Origin of the sequence: Chryseobacterium sp. PMSZPI (assembly GCF_002835665.1) — a bacterium.
Classification (GTDB): Bacteria; Bacteroidota; Bacteroidia; order Flavobacteriales; family Weeksellaceae; genus Chryseobacterium.
The window spans coordinates 1-15,385 of sequence record NZ_PIZV01000032.1 but is presented as its reverse complement, the minus strand read 5'-3'; the positions used below and the strand labels follow the sequence as shown (position 1 = coordinate 15,385).

The 15,385-nt window shown below is 33.7% G+C and carries 15 protein-coding genes; 9 read left to right on the top strand and 6 right to left on the bottom strand.

Annotated features, from left to right (window positions below; translation table 11 throughout):
* The coding region (locus CW752_RS06635) for a WYL domain-containing protein (RefSeq protein ID WP_117614362.1) at window positions 1–261 on the top strand (261 nt) is incomplete at its 5' end.
* 60 nt (window positions 262–321) lie between these two features.
* The gene (locus CW752_RS16855) at window positions 322–459 is read left to right on the top strand and encodes a hypothetical protein (protein WP_185117583.1); all 138 of its coding nucleotides are present in this window, start codon (window positions 322–324) and stop codon (window positions 457–459) included.
* Between the two features lie 425 nt (window positions 460–884).
* Here CW752_RS16855 and CW752_RS06630 read toward each other — a convergent pair whose 3' ends face one another.
* Both CW752_RS06630 and CW752_RS06625 read right to left on the bottom strand, forming a co-directional pair.
* Window positions 885–2,069 carry a DUF1501 domain-containing protein gene (locus CW752_RS06630; RefSeq protein ID WP_101238972.1) on the bottom strand — a complete coding sequence of 395 codons (1,185 nt, stop codon included), beginning with the start codon at window positions 2,067–2,069 and terminating at the stop codon, window positions 885–887.
* Window positions 2,070–2,103: 34 nt separating this feature from the next.
* The gene (locus CW752_RS06625; protein WP_101238971.1) at window positions 2,104–3,483 is read right to left on the bottom strand and encodes a DUF1800 family protein; all 1,380 of its coding nucleotides are present in this window, start codon (window positions 3,481–3,483) and stop codon (window positions 2,104–2,106) included.
* A 574-nt stretch (window positions 3,484–4,057) separates the two neighbouring features.
* Here CW752_RS06625 and CW752_RS06615 point away from each other — a divergent pair.
* The 7 genes from CW752_RS06615 (at window position 4,058) to CW752_RS06585 (ending at window position 10,964) form a co-directional block, all read left to right on the top strand.
* The gene (locus tag CW752_RS06615; RefSeq protein ID WP_101238969.1) at window positions 4,058–4,621 is read left to right on the top strand and encodes a hypothetical protein; all 564 of its coding nucleotides are present in this window, start codon (window positions 4,058–4,060) and stop codon (window positions 4,619–4,621) included.
* Window positions 4,622–4,737: 116 nt separating this feature from the next.
* Complete coding sequence (locus CW752_RS06610) at window positions 4,738–5,787, top strand: glucokinase (protein WP_101238968.1); 1,050 nt, start codon at window positions 4,738–4,740, stop codon at window positions 5,785–5,787.
* A 144-nt stretch (window positions 5,788–5,931) separates the two neighbouring features.
* Window positions 5,932–6,498 (top strand): YceI family protein, encoded by a 567-nt coding sequence (locus CW752_RS06605; protein WP_101238967.1) that lies wholly within the window; start codon window positions 5,932–5,934, stop codon window positions 6,496–6,498.
* A gap of 78 nt (window positions 6,499–6,576) precedes the next feature.
* Window positions 6,577–7,206, top strand: coding sequence for a YceI family protein (locus CW752_RS06600; RefSeq protein WP_101238966.1), 630 nt, complete (start codon window positions 6,577–6,579; stop codon window positions 7,204–7,206).
* A gap of 144 nt (window positions 7,207–7,350) precedes the next feature.
* A complete protein-coding gene (locus tag CW752_RS06595) occupies window positions 7,351–7,998 on the top strand; it encodes an alpha/beta hydrolase (RefSeq protein WP_101238965.1) in 648 nt (215 codons plus the stop codon).
* Between the two features lie 102 nt (window positions 7,999–8,100).
* A complete protein-coding gene (locus CW752_RS06590; protein ID WP_101238964.1) occupies window positions 8,101–9,444 on the top strand; it encodes an ammonium transporter in 1,344 nt (447 codons plus the stop codon).
* Between the two features lie 101 nt (window positions 9,445–9,545).
* Window positions 9,546–10,964: an L-serine ammonia-lyase gene (locus CW752_RS06585; protein ID WP_101238963.1), complete on the top strand. Its 1,419-nt coding sequence runs from the start codon at window positions 9,546–9,548 to the stop codon at window positions 10,962–10,964.
* A 355-nt stretch (window positions 10,965–11,319) separates the two neighbouring features.
* On the opposite strand, the gene CW752_RS06575 is transcribed toward CW752_RS06585, so the two are convergent.
* The 4 genes from CW752_RS06575 to CW752_RS06560 all read right to left on the bottom strand — a co-directional run bounded on the left by CW752_RS06575 (window position 11,320) and on the right by CW752_RS06560 (window position 15,232).
* Window positions 11,320–12,162, bottom strand: coding sequence for a prephenate dehydrogenase (locus tag CW752_RS06575; RefSeq protein ID WP_101238961.1), 843 nt, complete (start codon window positions 12,160–12,162; stop codon window positions 11,320–11,322).
* 154 nt (window positions 12,163–12,316) lie between these two features.
* A complete protein-coding gene (locus CW752_RS06570; RefSeq protein WP_133121657.1) occupies window positions 12,317–13,483 on the bottom strand; it encodes a hypothetical protein in 1,167 nt (388 codons plus the stop codon).
* Between the two features lie 13 nt (window positions 13,484–13,496).
* On the bottom strand, window positions 13,497–14,636 hold the full coding sequence (locus CW752_RS06565; RefSeq protein WP_101238959.1) for an SH3 domain-containing protein: 1,140 nt from the start codon (window positions 14,634–14,636) through the stop codon (window positions 13,497–13,499).
* Window positions 14,633–15,232 (bottom strand): hypothetical protein, encoded by a 600-nt coding sequence (locus CW752_RS06560; RefSeq protein ID WP_101238958.1) that lies wholly within the window; start codon window positions 15,230–15,232, stop codon window positions 14,633–14,635. The genes CW752_RS06565 and CW752_RS06560 overlap by 4 nt, the downstream gene beginning before the upstream one ends.
* Between the last annotated feature and the right edge of the window lie 153 nt (window positions 15,233–15,385).

Here is a 15,385-nt window from a genome sequence, read left to right as displayed (position 1 = left end):
GTTTTCTTTGTAGATGCAGCAAATGCTCCTTATGTAAAAACAAAACCCCTACATAAAAGCCAGGAAATTATCAATGAAACAGTAGAAGGAACATTATTTAAAATCTGTGTGCAGATCAATTATGAGCTGGAAAGACTTCTCCTAGGATTTGGTGATTCTCTGGTTGTTCATAAGCCCAGAAGACTAAGATTAAGAATGGAAGAGAAGTTTAGATCCGGAAATAAGAATTATCAGGATTTGGTAATTCCCGACGAAAATTAATTGCATTAACAATTTCGTCTTGGCTTAAAAATTGCATTATCCTGCCCACAATATCACAATATGAAATCAAGAATATTTAAAACATTAATTGCAATCATAGCACCGCTGGCGATAGAATATATCGTTAAAAAAATATCTGAAAAAATAGATAAAAAGGAAGAAGAGAAGCAAAAAGAAAAAAAGCAGATTCCTGCATAAACGTAGAAGTAGTTAAAATTTAAAATTATTGAAAAGAGACTGTCATATATGAGCAGTCTCTTTTTTGTTTGGATGTTCTTGTGTTTCCAAAAGAAGATGATAAAATCATAAAGTCACAAAAGTTTTTAAACACTACGGTTATATAAGTAATATACTAACCGTGCTAAAGTGACTTAAGCTTTTTGAAAATAGATGATTTTCTTATAATAAAAAATGTTTAGATTCCTACGGGAATGACAAAAAGCAATTGGTATCATTAAACAATGTTGATATATACAAATATTGCCATTCCGCAGGAATCCAGATTAATTTATTACAATAACAATACTGCTCAATAAGATTACCATCAAAAGTACAAATATTGCCCTACTCTGGAGGAGTGTCAAAAAATCAAAGAATTTTCGACGGGGTGGTCAGGTCGTTATTTACACAAAATCATACACCCCATTTTTCCAGCCCAGGACTTTGGAAGAATCTGCTTTAAGCCAATTTTTAAGAATTGTAGCATATACTTTTCTGAAGTCTTCTGTGTAGATAAGATCTCCTTCATTCAGGTTTTGAAGATTGGGAAGTGCGTTTAAAAGGCCTTTCTTTTTTAGATTTCCACTGATGAAAAACATCTGGTTGGCAGTTCCGTGGTCTGTTCCGTTACTGGCATTTTGAGCCACCCGACGTCCAAACTCTGAAAAGGTCATTAGAAGAACGTTGTTAAAAAGTCCATTGCTTTTCATATCGGCTACAAATGATTTTACAGCTTCATTGATATCACTGAATAACTTACTTTGTCTGTCATTCTGATTGACGTGCGTGTCAAAACTTCCGATCGATAGATAATAGACCTGAGTGTTGATATCAGATTTTATTAGAGAGGCAACTGTTTTAAAATCCTTTCCTAATTGAGAATTAGGATAAGTTTGTTCCGTTTTTTTTGCCTTGCTTTTGTCAAAAATATAACCGGCATTATTGATGGTAGAGCCTAAAGTCTGGTAAAGATAAGATACGGTCTCATCATCATGATGATGATCATACAAAGATTTGAAATATTTCTCCTGACTGGTTTGATAAAGTCTTTTAGGATCCTTAAATGCAAATGCTTTATTGTTATTCCCTTTTAGTGCAAGACTTAGCATATCATCAACTTCGAGTGCTTGAGTAGGATGTTCACAACGATAGCATTCTTCATCAAGAAAACGACCAAGCCAGCCGGTATCCAGATACTCGTCACTTCTGCTTGCCGACTGCCAGATGTCCATGCTTCGAAAATGGGATTTGTCCGGATTAGGATACCCTACATTATTCATCACAGAAAGCTCGCCGTTATCGAAGAGCTCCTTGAAATAGGAGAGGGAAGGATTAATCCCTGCTTCATCCGTTAAAGACAGGGAATTCTGAATGGCAAGTGTTTTTCTTTCCCTGAAATAAATATCATTTTTAGCCGGAATAATCGTATTCAAGCCATCGTTACCCCCTGTAAATTGGAGTACAACCAGAATATTTTGATTGGAAGGAAGAGCTTCGTCCAATGTCATTGCCTTTAGAAAATTAGGCATTAAGAGGGAAGCTGTAGCCAATGAACTTATTTTGAGGAATTCTCTTCTTTTGATTAGCATAATTGTTGTGTTTAGGTGACAGGTAGCAATAGTATTACATGAGTTGATATTCCGGAGTGGACATCAGATTGATGATGTTCATTTTTATACTCTTATCCGAGAAATCTTTTACAGAATTCATATCCAGACTTTGGACATTCTGAATGAGGTAATCTTCACAGTTTTTATGAGCAAAAATTTTATCAACCCGATCCCAGTCTATGGTAATATTCGGATTTTTAAATGTTTTATTCAAAGCTGTTTCCTTTGATTTCATTCCCATGTCGATATCATCATCCTGGCGTGGACTGTATTCTAACGGACGAAGTCCTGACCATATCTGGGGAACCTGAAGCCTCAACATCAGAGTAGAGCTGTCAATCCATGATTTCCCGTTAGGCCATCCGGCAACATTGGGTGGATACAATAGCATTTGCCCCAGCAGTTTTTGATAAACAATGAGGTTTTCCGGATTTTGAATATGCATGGGAAGTATCCGCATTATTCCGGCCATCAATTCTATAGGAGATTTTATTCTGTTTCCTATATTTCTCTGATCATAAAACCATGAACTTGAAAATATATCAGACATTAATTTTTTAATATCGTAACCGGAATTGTAGAAATTGGTACTTAATGTATTGACAATATTGTGATCTACATTTTCATTGACGAAAAATTTATAAATCTTGGTTGTGATAAATTGAGAGGTAGCCTTTTGTTCCAATATAATATTTAAAACATCTGTCCCGGAGAAATTACCTGTTTTTCCGAGAAATGTTTTTGTTCCTTCATCATGGAGGTTTTTTCGTTCTTTAAAATTGCCGTCCTTATCATAACTCCATCCCGTGAAAGCTCTGGCGCCTTCTCTCACATCCTTTTCAGTATAATTGCCTCTTCCCATGGTAAACAATTCCATGACTTCACGGGCAAAATTTTCATTTGGATGATCCTTTTTGTTTTGTTGATTATTCAGGAAGTTAAGCATAGCCGGAGACTGACTTACTTCAAAAAGAAGATCTTTAAAATTTCCCAATGCATTTTTTCGAATGGTATTTAAAAGCTGCTTGCTAAACTTTGGATTATTTACCCTTGAAGCAAAATGTCCGTGCCAGAAAAAAGCCATCTTTTCTCTCATCTGCTCCTTACTGTTGACTATTTTATTCAGAAAATTTAGGTTGAGCTCATTATTTTGATCTCTGTAAACCTGTTGCATTTCTTTTTTCTTATCTGCAGGAGTGGTGGTGTTCATATAATCCATAACAGGATCAATATCGGGAGTATCGTAGGTAATTTCATCAAAGCTGTCTTCTTTACATAATTCATTTATCAATGCTTTAATGTTTTTATTCTTAAGATTGTCAACCTGATTAATCCCAACTCCAAAACCTGCCCGCCAAAGTAGATGCTTATTTTTTAATAGTGAATCGGTCATTGTGAGAACGTTTATTTTTTTGATGTGATTGTGAGATAAAGGTTAAAATAATAAAGAGTTAAGGATTGTTAATGTTATCATGAGTAATGGGTAATAAATAATAAGTAATAAGTATGGGAAGTAGGATTGTTGGAAAATGAAAAGGTGCGAATTCTTTTACCTACATGATAATTCGCAAGATTCTTTATCTGAGACAAAATTGAATACCACTGAATAATGGCCACGAATAATTTTTTGAACCTGGAAATCAAACAATTTATTAGTGCATTCGTGGCAAAAATAAGGCAGCATCCTGTTAAAAAATCTTTGCCTTTTGCATTGTCCAACAATAGAATCTATTTGTACCCAAGTGTTACATTTTTTATTCTTCAATTTTTTAACTTTTTAGAATTATTTCACATTTTAAAGCTTGTTTTTTATAAATTTTATTAAACAAACATTTAAATTTTAAGATAAAATAATGTATTGTAAATCATTGTTTTATGGTTTATTTGAGTGTTAAAATAGACGAGAAGGTCCTGCTTGGCACGATTTTTACATCTTACTTGCTTAGTAAAATTTAAAATTTAGAGTTATGAAAATGTTTAAACAAGCAATATTGCTGGCTGGAATTTTAACAGCAGGAATAGCAAGCGCACAGAGTTCAAAAATGAATAACATGATCAAAGTGGGCGCAAATGTTGGTTTAGCAGTTCCCGCAGATAACCTTTCAGCGGCCGTTGGAGTAGATGTATCTTACCAAAACTTGATTACTCCGGGGTTTGGATTAGGTATCGCATCAGGATATACTCACTATTTCGGAAAAGATAACAACGGTTATAAAAATAATGATGTAGGGGTAGTTCCTGTAGCAGCTTTAATAAGAATTTATCCAAAGCAAACAGGTTTCTATTTCGGAACAGACTTAGGATATGGTTTCTTAGTTGGAGATAAAACAGTAGCTTCCAATACTAATGTAGAGAGAGCAAGCGGAGGTTTCTACCTTAAACCGGAGATCGGATACCACAACAGAGACTGGAACTTTTTCGTACAATACCAGAAGGTTTTTGTAGGAACTAAAGGAGATTTACCTGGCCAAGACTATAATGTGGGGAATATCGGAGTAGGATTCGGTTACAATATTCCATTAGGAAAGTAGTTAGATTTAATATATAAACAATTATTAACCAAACCTTTTCACGAAAGTGAAAAGGTTTTTTTCTTCTCTGAAGGAATTACAAAAAACAATTGTTATATTTGGTAAAATTTGAGGTTATGATTCTGAATCCAAAATTTCCACTTTATTTACCAGGAGTAGAGAACAGTAATAATGATAATGTTTCTATCATTGGAGCGAGTCTCCGTGAAGATATAACAATCTTAGGGTACTTTGTTTCCAGTAACGGAGGTCTTGAGATAAAAATCCAAAATACATATTCAACGAAAGAATATGCTTCTTTTACTGATATTCTGAAGAAATTTATTCAGGATAATCAGTTGGAAAATGTAAAACGTCTGGGAATGGCTGTGCCGGGACCTGTAATTGACGGAAAAAGTAGTCCTGCAAGATTGGGCTGGCATTTAGATATCGAAGAATACAAAAGAGATTTCGGGTTTGAAAAAGCAGATATGCTGAATGACCTGGAAGCTTCCGCATACGGAATGGCTCTTCTTGAAGATAGTGATCTTGATGCCATTTATACAAGCGGACATCTTGAAAAAGGGAATGTGGCGATCCTTGCACCTGGAAACGGGCTGGGAGAGGCAGGATATTTCTTTGATGGAAAATACCTTAGACCTTTTGCTACAGAAGGGGGACATTCTGAGTTTTCACCGAGAACTAATGTAGAAGTTGAATTTTATCAATTCTTAAATAACATTTATGGAATTGTAAGCTGGGAAAACGTACTCTCCAAGACAGGTTTGTTTAATATTTATCGATTCTTAAGAGACGTGAAAAGACATCCTGAACCGGAATGGCTGGGAGAACGTCTTGCCAACGGTAATTTTGTTGAAGAACTTTATAAAGCAGCTGTAGAAGACAATGTGTTGATTTGTAAAATCGCATTAGATACTTTCCTTGAGTTTTTAGCAAGAGAGGCCAACAACCTGACATTGAAAGTAAAAGCTACAGGAGGATTACTGATTGCAGGAGATATTCCTCAAATGGTAAGAGAATACATTGATAAAGCTAAGTTTTACGAAAAATTTAAGATCAGTGATAAAATGGAAGATATGTTGAGAAACATTCCGATCTATCTGGTCAAGCAAAATCATACGGCATTAAAAGGTATGGCACTTTATACAGCCTATTACCAAGACTAAAATATAAACTCCGAAGAAATTCGGAGTTTTTTTATAGGATGATATTATTCATAAAAATAATTAATTTTATTGATATACATCAACGAAATCTATCAAATAAGATGGCTACCTTTGTCTCATCAAATAAGTAAATAATTTTATTCAATGAAAAAAATATTTTTATTAGCAGTTTTAGCTGGTGGTTTAGCTTTCGGACAATCAAAAAAAGTAGTAGCGTCTGATGTTCACTGGTGGGGATATAAAGTAGCAAAATCTGAAGCCAGCTCACATGATGGTACTGTAAAAGTGAAGTCTGGAGATATGGTAATGAAAGGAGACAAGTTGGTAGGAGGAAGTTTCGTTTTAGATATGGCTTCCATCAACGCTACAGATCTTTCAGGAGAATATCAGCAAAAATTAAACGGGCACCTTAAAAACGGTGACTTCTTTGAAGTTGAAAAATACCCTACAGCTACCTTCAAAATTACCGGTGTAAAGAAAAACAATGATAAAATCTATAATTCTTTAGTAACAGGAACCCTTACAGTAAAAGGAAAAACGAATCCAATTACTTTCCCTGCGAAAATTGCTTATAGCAAAGGAGTAGTAAGTTTAGTATCCAACAAATTCTCTTTCGACAGACAAAAATTTGATGTAGCTTACAAGTCTACTATGCAGGATGTTTTTGTGAAAGATGATATTGATATGGTCGTAAAGGTAACTGCTCAATAAATTAATCAAAAAAAGATTGTTAAAAGTGTAGAAGTTCTACACTTTTTTTTATTTTTGTTGAATTGTAAATAAAAAAGAATGAAAAGATTACTATTGTTTGCTATGATGTGCGCAAGCATATCATTTGTTTCTGCCCAAAAGAAATTTGATAAAGTGTCAAAAGTAACTTCATCAGAGATCAGGTGGTGGGGCTATAAAGTTGTAAAAACTGAAGCTTCTTCACACTCAGGAACAGTAAAGCTGAAAAGTGGAAAATTCAACTTTGATCATACTGTTTTGGTAGATGGAGAGTTTGTGATAGATATGAGAAGTCTGATGGCAGGTGATGTTTCTGATGAAGATCAAATCAAGCTTACTGATGATCTGAAGAGTACGAATTTTTTTGAAGTAAAAAAATTCCCGATTGCCAAGTTTCATTTGACTAAAATTATCCCTTTAGCAAACAGTGAATATAATTCTACAGTATACGGAGATCTTACCCTTAAAGGCGTGAGAAAAACAATCTCTTTCCCGGCTAATGTATATGTGACTCAGTTTACAGTGGTAATCGAATCTGCTAAGTTTTCTTTGAACAGAAGAGATTTTAAAGTGTTCTACCAGTCTTCATTGAAAGATTATTTTATCAAGAACGAAATGGATATCCAGTTCAGAGTCTCCACAGAGCAACTTGATAATGAAAACAGAGTTCCTGTAAAGAAAAAGAAATAAGATTAAATAGAATATTGATATAAAAATGAGTAGCCTGAACGGTTGCTCATTTTTTTATAGTGAAAGGTATTGATCATCTCGTTAAACCTTAAATCTCATTGCTTCAATAATTATTCATTATCGTATTTTTTATAAATTAGTCGTATGAAAATTTATATTGTAAGCGGCCTTGGAGCAGATTTTAAAGTTCTTGAAAGACTAGAGTTTCCAAAAGACTGCGAATTGGTTTTTATAGACTGGCTCATCCCTAAAAAAAATGAAACTTTTCATGCTTATATTGAAAGAATGGCAGAAAAGATTGATGATTCAGAGTCATTTTATCTTTTAGGGTATTCTTTTGGGGGGATTGTGGTCCAGGAGATTAATCAGCTTAAACCTGCAAAGAAAGTGGTGATCCTTGGAAGTATAAAATCTGATAAGGAAAAATCCCGATTCATAAAAACAGGAGAGGTAACCAAAATTCCAAGAATACTTCCGGTAGGATTATTTAATGATAGAGCGGCTAATGCATATGCTGCTATCCGAAAACTTTTTGATCCTAAAAATCCAAGACTTCTTCAATATTTCAGAGTGAAAGATCCTTATTACTTGAAATGGTCTGTGGAAAAAGTAGCAGAATGGAAGTTTGAAGAAAATCCCAATGTGATTCAAATATTAGGCGATAAAGATATTGTTTTTCCGATTCGGTACTCGAAACCGGATTATGTGATCAAAGGAGGAACTCATTTATTTCCGGCTACCAAATACAAAGAAGTTTCCAAAATTTTGCAAGAGGTATTTGTGGAAAATTGATAATATTATTTTCAGAATAGTTTTTTTAAGGGGGTGTTTTATTAAAAAAGTGATTTTTATAAGATTTATGTTTAAATTTGATAAGGGTTAAATGTAAATTTTATGAAAATAGGATTAAAATGGATCGTTTCATTCTCGATCATAGCTCTTGTGGCATTCGGAGGTTTATTCTGGAACCCCACTTCTGATGTTTATGGTACCGGGGAATTTCTCAGTGAAGATAAAATTGTAGGTGCAGATGTTGCCTGGATCCTTACGGCATCAGGACTTGTTCTGCTCATGACTCCCGGATTGTCCTTTTTTTATGGTGGGATGGTCGGAAAGAAAAATGTAATTTCTACAATGTTGCAAAGTTTTATTGCTTTAGGCGTTATTTCCATTTTATGGGTTGTTGTAGGATTTTCATTGTCTTTTGGGGAATCTTTAGGGATTAATGTGAATGGAAAACATTATGGAATCATTGGAAATCCTCTGAGTTATCCTTTTCTGAATGGGGTAGGCAGTTTGCCTCATAAGGAGATGGCTTCTACAATTCCTTTCATACTTTTTGCCTTATTCCAAATGAAATTTGCAGTTATTACTCCGGCCATTATTACCGGATCTTTTGCAGAGAGAGTACGTTTCATTTCTTATCTTTTATTTATAGTCCTTTTCTGTATTTTTATCTATACTCCGCTATGTCATATGGTATGGCATCCCAACGGACTTCTGAACACCTATTTTGGGGTGAAGGATTTTGCGGGAGGAACAGTGGTGCATATGAGTGCCGGTTTTGCGGCGTTAGCAGGAGCTTTGGTTTTAGGAAAAAGACAACGTCCTCATCATGATCCATCCAATATTTCTTTTGTATTGCTAGGAACGGGAATGCTTTGGTTTGGCTGGTTTGGTTTTAATGCAGGATCGGCATTAGGAGCCAATGCGTCAGCTGCACTAGCTTTTGGAACAACAACAATTGCTTCCGCTTCAGCGATGATGACCTGGATCTTTTTTGATCGAATCAATGGACGAAGTATTTCTGCTCTGGGAGCATGTATTGGAGCTGTGGTAGGATTGGTGGCTATTACTCCCGGATGTGGTTTTGTCAGTATACCGGAAAGTCTTTTTATTGGATTTGTAGCAGCAATTGTTTCAAATCTAATGGTTAATTGGAAAGGACTGAAAAGGATAGATGATACATTGGATGTTTTCGCTTGTCACGGAGTAGGGGGGATTATAGGAATGATTATGACAGCGATCTTTGCCCATGGTGAAAAAGCTAGTCTTCTTCATGGCGGAGTTGAGGTATTCCTACATCATATGGCAGCATTAATTTTAGTTTCTGTTTTTACTTTTTTCGGATCATTATTCTTATACAAAATAACAAATGCCATTATCACTTTAAGGGTATCGGAAGAATCAGAAAGCAAAGGGCTCGATCTCTCTCAACATGAAGAAAGTTTGAATTGATGGTAATATGCCCTTAAATTATTATTAATCCTATCCGAAAACCTGATTTTTATTAATATTTATCACGTATCTTTGTTTTTGAGGAAAATGAAGAATCATTTATGGAATCAATATCGGTTTTTGAGATTATTAAAGTTGGAATAGGTCCGTCCAGTTCACATACGATGGGACCATGGAACGCTGCGTCAGCGTTTATTAGAATTATAAAAAGAGAAAGATCAATAGCTGAAGTTAAAGAAGTTTTTCTTGAGTTCTTTGGTTCACTTGCCAAAACGGGGATTGGGCACGGAACGGATATTGCTGGAATGCTTGGTTTGAATGGTGAAGATTTCAAGACGATCAACACTTCAAAAATTGATGAGAAAATAGCTCATATAAAAGATACACAAACCATTAATCTTGGTGGTGAGAAAGAAATTCCGTTTGTTTACGGGTATCATTTGGTTTTAAATATGCAAAAATCACTTGATTTTCACCCGAATGGAATGATCTTCAGAGCTGTTTTTGAAGATGGAACCGAGCTGGTTCAGGATTTTTATTCTGTGGGTGGTGGGTTTATTGCAAGCCAGGAAAAAAACTCGATTCAGAAACATTGTGTGCGTACCTTATATCCTTGCCATAAAGCTTCAGATATTGCAAAATATTGTGAGAAGTTGGGACTTACTAAAATTTCAGATCTTATTTTCATTAATGAAGAAAGCTGGAGAACCCAGGAAGAGACGAGGGAAGAAGCACTTTATATCTGGCAGCAGATCAAAGAATGCATTTATAAAGGAGTGAATAAAGAAGGTATTCTTCCGGGCGGATTAAATGTGTCCCGAAGAGCAGCCGGAATCAACCGAAAGTTACTGGGAGATAAGATTTATAAAAATAAGGATGAATGGTTTCAGCAAGTTGTTGATGCGGAAGAAAATTTCACGAATATCAATAAGTGGATTGCTTGTTTCGCCTTAGCAGTGAATGAAGAGAATGCAAGTTTCGGAAGAATTATCACAGCACCCACGAATGGAGCAAGTGGTGTCATTCCGGCAGTTTTGATGTATTCTCAGGCTTTTACAGATTCGATAAGCGATGAAGATATTGTACGTTTTCTGTTGGTAGCCGGGGAAATCGGAACCTTATTCAAGAAAAATGCAACAATCTCTGCAGCAATGGGAGGTTGCCAGGCGGAAATTGGAGTATCATCTGCGATGGCAGCAGCCGGGCTTACGGAAATCTTAGGAGGAAGTGTAGGACAGGTGTTAATGGCAGCAGAAATTGCCATGGAACATCATCTTGGATTAACTTGTGATCCTATCAAAGGTCTTGTACAGATTCCGTGTATTGAAAGAAATACAATGGGAGCAATCAAAGCGATCACGGCAGCCAATATTGCCCTGGAAAGTGATCCAACCAAAGCAAAAGTAACTTTGGATGAAGTAATCCAGACAATGTGGGAAACGGCGTTGTCTATGAGTGATCGTTTCAAAGAAACTTCTGAAGGAGGATTAGCCATTGCGGTGAATGTCCCTGAATGTTAATAGAAAGAATCTTTTTGAATATATAAAACCCTTAGACAGAGTCTAAGGGTTTTTTGTTTGGTGATGGTAACCACCCCATCAAAATCGTAGATTTCGCCACCCCTCCGGAGGAGTGGAATATTTAGCCCTTCAGTTGTGATACTTGTGAAGATTTTTATTTCTGGACAATTAAAATATACATTAGTCCGGATTCCTACGGAATGACAAAAAACAATTGGTATCAACTTAATAATGTGATGCATACCAATATTGTTATTCCGTAGGAATCTAAACATTCTATTTAAAATCATAAGGAAGTATAGATTTTCAAAAACTTTTGTGACTTTTGTGGTTGAGTCAAAGGTAAGTTACTATGCTATCTCAATATTCCTCTGATTCTGTTGGCGTTAGTGATCAGCTCTTCAAGGTATTCGTAGTTTTCCTTTTCCAATGCAGACTTAAATTTTCTAAGTTGGGTAATATGTTCGTTTAAAACATCGAGTACGTTTTCTTTATTTTGTTTAAAGATCGGAACCCACATTTCCGGATGGGATTTTGCCAAACGTACGGTACTTGAAAACCCGGAACTGGCCAATTGAAAGATGGTCTCTTCTTCACGTTCCTTCTCCAATACGGTATTGGCCAGAGCGTATGAAGTGATGTGGGAAATATGGGAAATATAAGCGGTATGGATATCGTGGTCTTCGGCATCCATATAGATCATATGCATATCAAGGGCTTCCACTATTTTTTCAACTGTGCTTAGGGCATCCGCCGCAGATTCTTCCTTATTGCAGATTACACCGGCTTTTCCTGAAAAACTATCGGCAATGGCAGATTTGGGACCATTGTTTTCTGTACCCCACATTGGGTGAAAGGCCACAAACCTTGAGCGTTTCGGATGATCTGTAACCGCTTTTACAATTCCCGCTTTGGTAGAGCCTGCGTCCATGACGGTTTGATGATCCAACACAAGATCTAAAACACCAGGCAATAACTTTCTGGCAGCATCCACCGGAATGGCAAGTATGATGAGGTCTGCATTTTTGACCCCTTGTTCCAGGTCAGCTTCGGCGTCAATGATTTTTAAATCCAAAGCTTCATTGATATGTTGTTGATTATTGTCGATTCCGTAGATGAAGTCGGCTATTCCTTTTTCTCTTAATTTAAGCGCCATTGAGCCTCCGATTAATCCTGCTCCTATAATACTTATTTTCATCTTTTAATTTTTTTAAAATAAAAAAACCTCGTCTAGGACGAGGTTTTAAGTTATGTTCATAAGAATCCCTATCCCAGATCTGAGTTAAAAATTCTATAATAATATGTTCCGTTGTTGAAATTCACAAGGCGAAGGTATAAAATATTTTTCATATTTACTCAATTTCATTTCCATATAATATAAGCTTGTGAAAAAAATCCTGATTCCAATTTTCTACGTATATATTTTGAAGTTCTGCTGTCCACCCTGAAGTTTCTTCTTTTTTGCCATCAACTTTAGATGAAGAATAAAATTTACCTGTAATAAAATTGAATGATTTGGAATAATTTTTTTTAGCTTTTGAATAGCTTATATCATATCCAATAATTTGTATTTTTTTGTTCTTAGCATCAAATCTAAATCTCATTTTTTCGGCTACATCTTTTTTCTCTCCGGAAATATTGGGCTTTGTAACCTGGTTTGCATAATCTACCTGAAGTGTTATAACTTTGTTATTAATGATAGGATCTCTTAAGTAATAATCAGTTTCGATATTATTAAGGAGAATACTGTTATTTAAGATTGGGATTTCAATTGTTTTATTCAAAGAAGATAAATAGATGGAAAGGATGAATTTTGAGAATTCAGTATTTTGTTTTGATTGAATATCAATTTTGTCATTGATATTATCATTATCAAAATATAGTACTTCATATTTATTTCCTTTTGTAAATAATTTTTGTTGGACTAGAGATATTTTTCCGGCAGCGTTTATTTTATAATGTTCCCACTTTTCAGTACTTGTTCCAGATTCGTTGTCTACTATATCTAATAAGTAAATATCATTCTTCTCTAAGTAATAATATTTTGTTTTTACAGTTAGTGCTTCTGCATTATTAAAAGATTGATAAATAATGATAGAATCAGATATGCTTTTATTTTTTTCAATATATAATGTAGCCTGATAATTTAAATCTGCTTCATTAGTAATTTTGAGCGATGATTTTTTTATAAATAATTCAATTTCTGAGGAAAGCCTTCCAACGGTAATTTTTTTATTTATAGAGTCCAACTTATCATAACTAAATTTAATTTTTGATAAAGCACATTTTGCATCATCTTCTTTAACTTGTTTTTCTGATCTGTTGAAGAATGGAGTATTTAATTTACATGAAGCATCAATAGAATTTACAAAATTTATATCTGAAATTAAAGGATCACCATTCCAATTTTTATCAATAGTAATTTTGTTTGAGATGATTTGATTTGAAATATTTCCTTGTGCCTTTTTACAAGAAAGAATGGATAGAAATAAAAGTAAAGCTAAAAAGGGTTTCATCATTCGATTCGTGTATTTATTCAGATTTTATCCTGCTTTTATGAATATATCCTTTTTTACCTTCTTTAGAAACTACTAGCCACCAATCTCCATTTTGATCCAGTACTTCTATTTGTTCTCCAGTGTCTATTTTTTGTAAAACTTGAGAAGATGAATTTTTATCCTTCCTTAAATTAGTATAACCGTCAGAATCTTGAATGATAAAATTGATATTGTTTTCTTTTTGGTAGATATATTTTACATACTTTTTTAAAGTAGGTAAATCATAAAAATTATTTTTTTCCAGATTTGATTTATATTTTGGATTTTTGTTCAAATAGCTTTCAATATCACCTTGTATTCCTACTCTTAATTCTTTTTCAAATAAGTAAGATATTGTTTTTTCAGGTTCAAAATATTCTTTTGGCGATGATGATATTTTATTTATAATATCACCTATTCTTAAATAACCATTTCCCTCTTTAGCATAAGAAAAGTCTTCAACTTTCCCTTTATAAATAAGGGTTTCTATGTCGTCAAATATTTGTTTTTTCAATTTTTTATAGCCACCAGAATCTATAAAAATTAACTGCTCCATATCGGAAAAACTATTAAAATCAAATTTTTTAAATACTGATTCTACAAGCTTTTTATCCTTATTGTATCCATAGTAAACAACTAAATCGTATAAAAGATTTGAATTGTTTGTTTGCAGCCAAACATAAGATACGGGAGTATTATAAAATACATAAGAATTATAATGATATACTAAGTCAGGATTTATAAAATCTGGTTCATCAGCACCAGCATCCTGAATGAAAACAAATTTATTTTCTTTAATAGCTACCTCTGGAAACATTGTAGGACGTAAAGCAATTATGGAATTTTTATAATCTTTTAAGTTGAAAGAAAATATATCTGAAATTTTTTGATTAAAGGTATTTTCGTCAGGAAATTGAAATTTTCTTTGCTCTAATATTTTTTTCGCTTTATTGATAAATTCAGGAGACAGGTCATCATAGCTGGATTTTGTATCATCTCCTTCATCAGTAATATTATAAGGTGCTGTTTTTAGCGAATTTATTTCTTCTTTATTCCATAATCGACTTTTATTTTCTTGCCCATTACAAGAAAGTAGGAGTGAGAATATAAAAATTAGAGAAATATATTTCATCATTTGCTTTGATATTTTATTGTTTCTGGATCATAATTCTCAAATTTGATTAAACCAAAATTTTTAGAAGAATAAATTATATCTTTATCTTGATTTGCATCAGGATATATTGTTGTAAATCCTAATTTATGTAGATAAATTGAATTATTTTTTTTATCGAAAGTGAAGGTTGTATACTTATTTTGTATTGGTTGTGATGAAATATTTTCTTCTACAGTAAAATAATTATTTTTGATAGCAATATCACGAAATCCTTCAGCATAGGAACTAGGATTATAAGCGTTTATTATCTTACTATTACTATATTCTGTGAATTTTCCATCCTTCTTATAAATTAGTAGGTAGATTGTTGAGAACCTATTTTCTACATTTATATTTTTGGGAGAGAAAACAAGAATCTTGTCTTTAATATTATCCATGTTTAAATCACATTCTTTATTCAAAATAAGACTATCTGTAGTGTTTTTAGATTGAATAAATTGATCTATTTTTGAATTTTTAAGTACTATAAACCCTTTTCCTTTTTTTGCACTTTTCTTTTTCTCACCTGGACATGAGATGAGTATAAGTAATAGGGGAGCTAAAAGGATTTTTATCATTGAGTTTTATAGTATAAAATATTATTTCTTATTTAATTTTGCTGTTATTGAGTGTTTTTTTGAATTTTTATTTTTTTATTTCAAGATACAGATAGTCTTTATCACTTTTAAGATCTTTGGGTATTTTAGAATATGGTGCGATTTTGTCTTTTT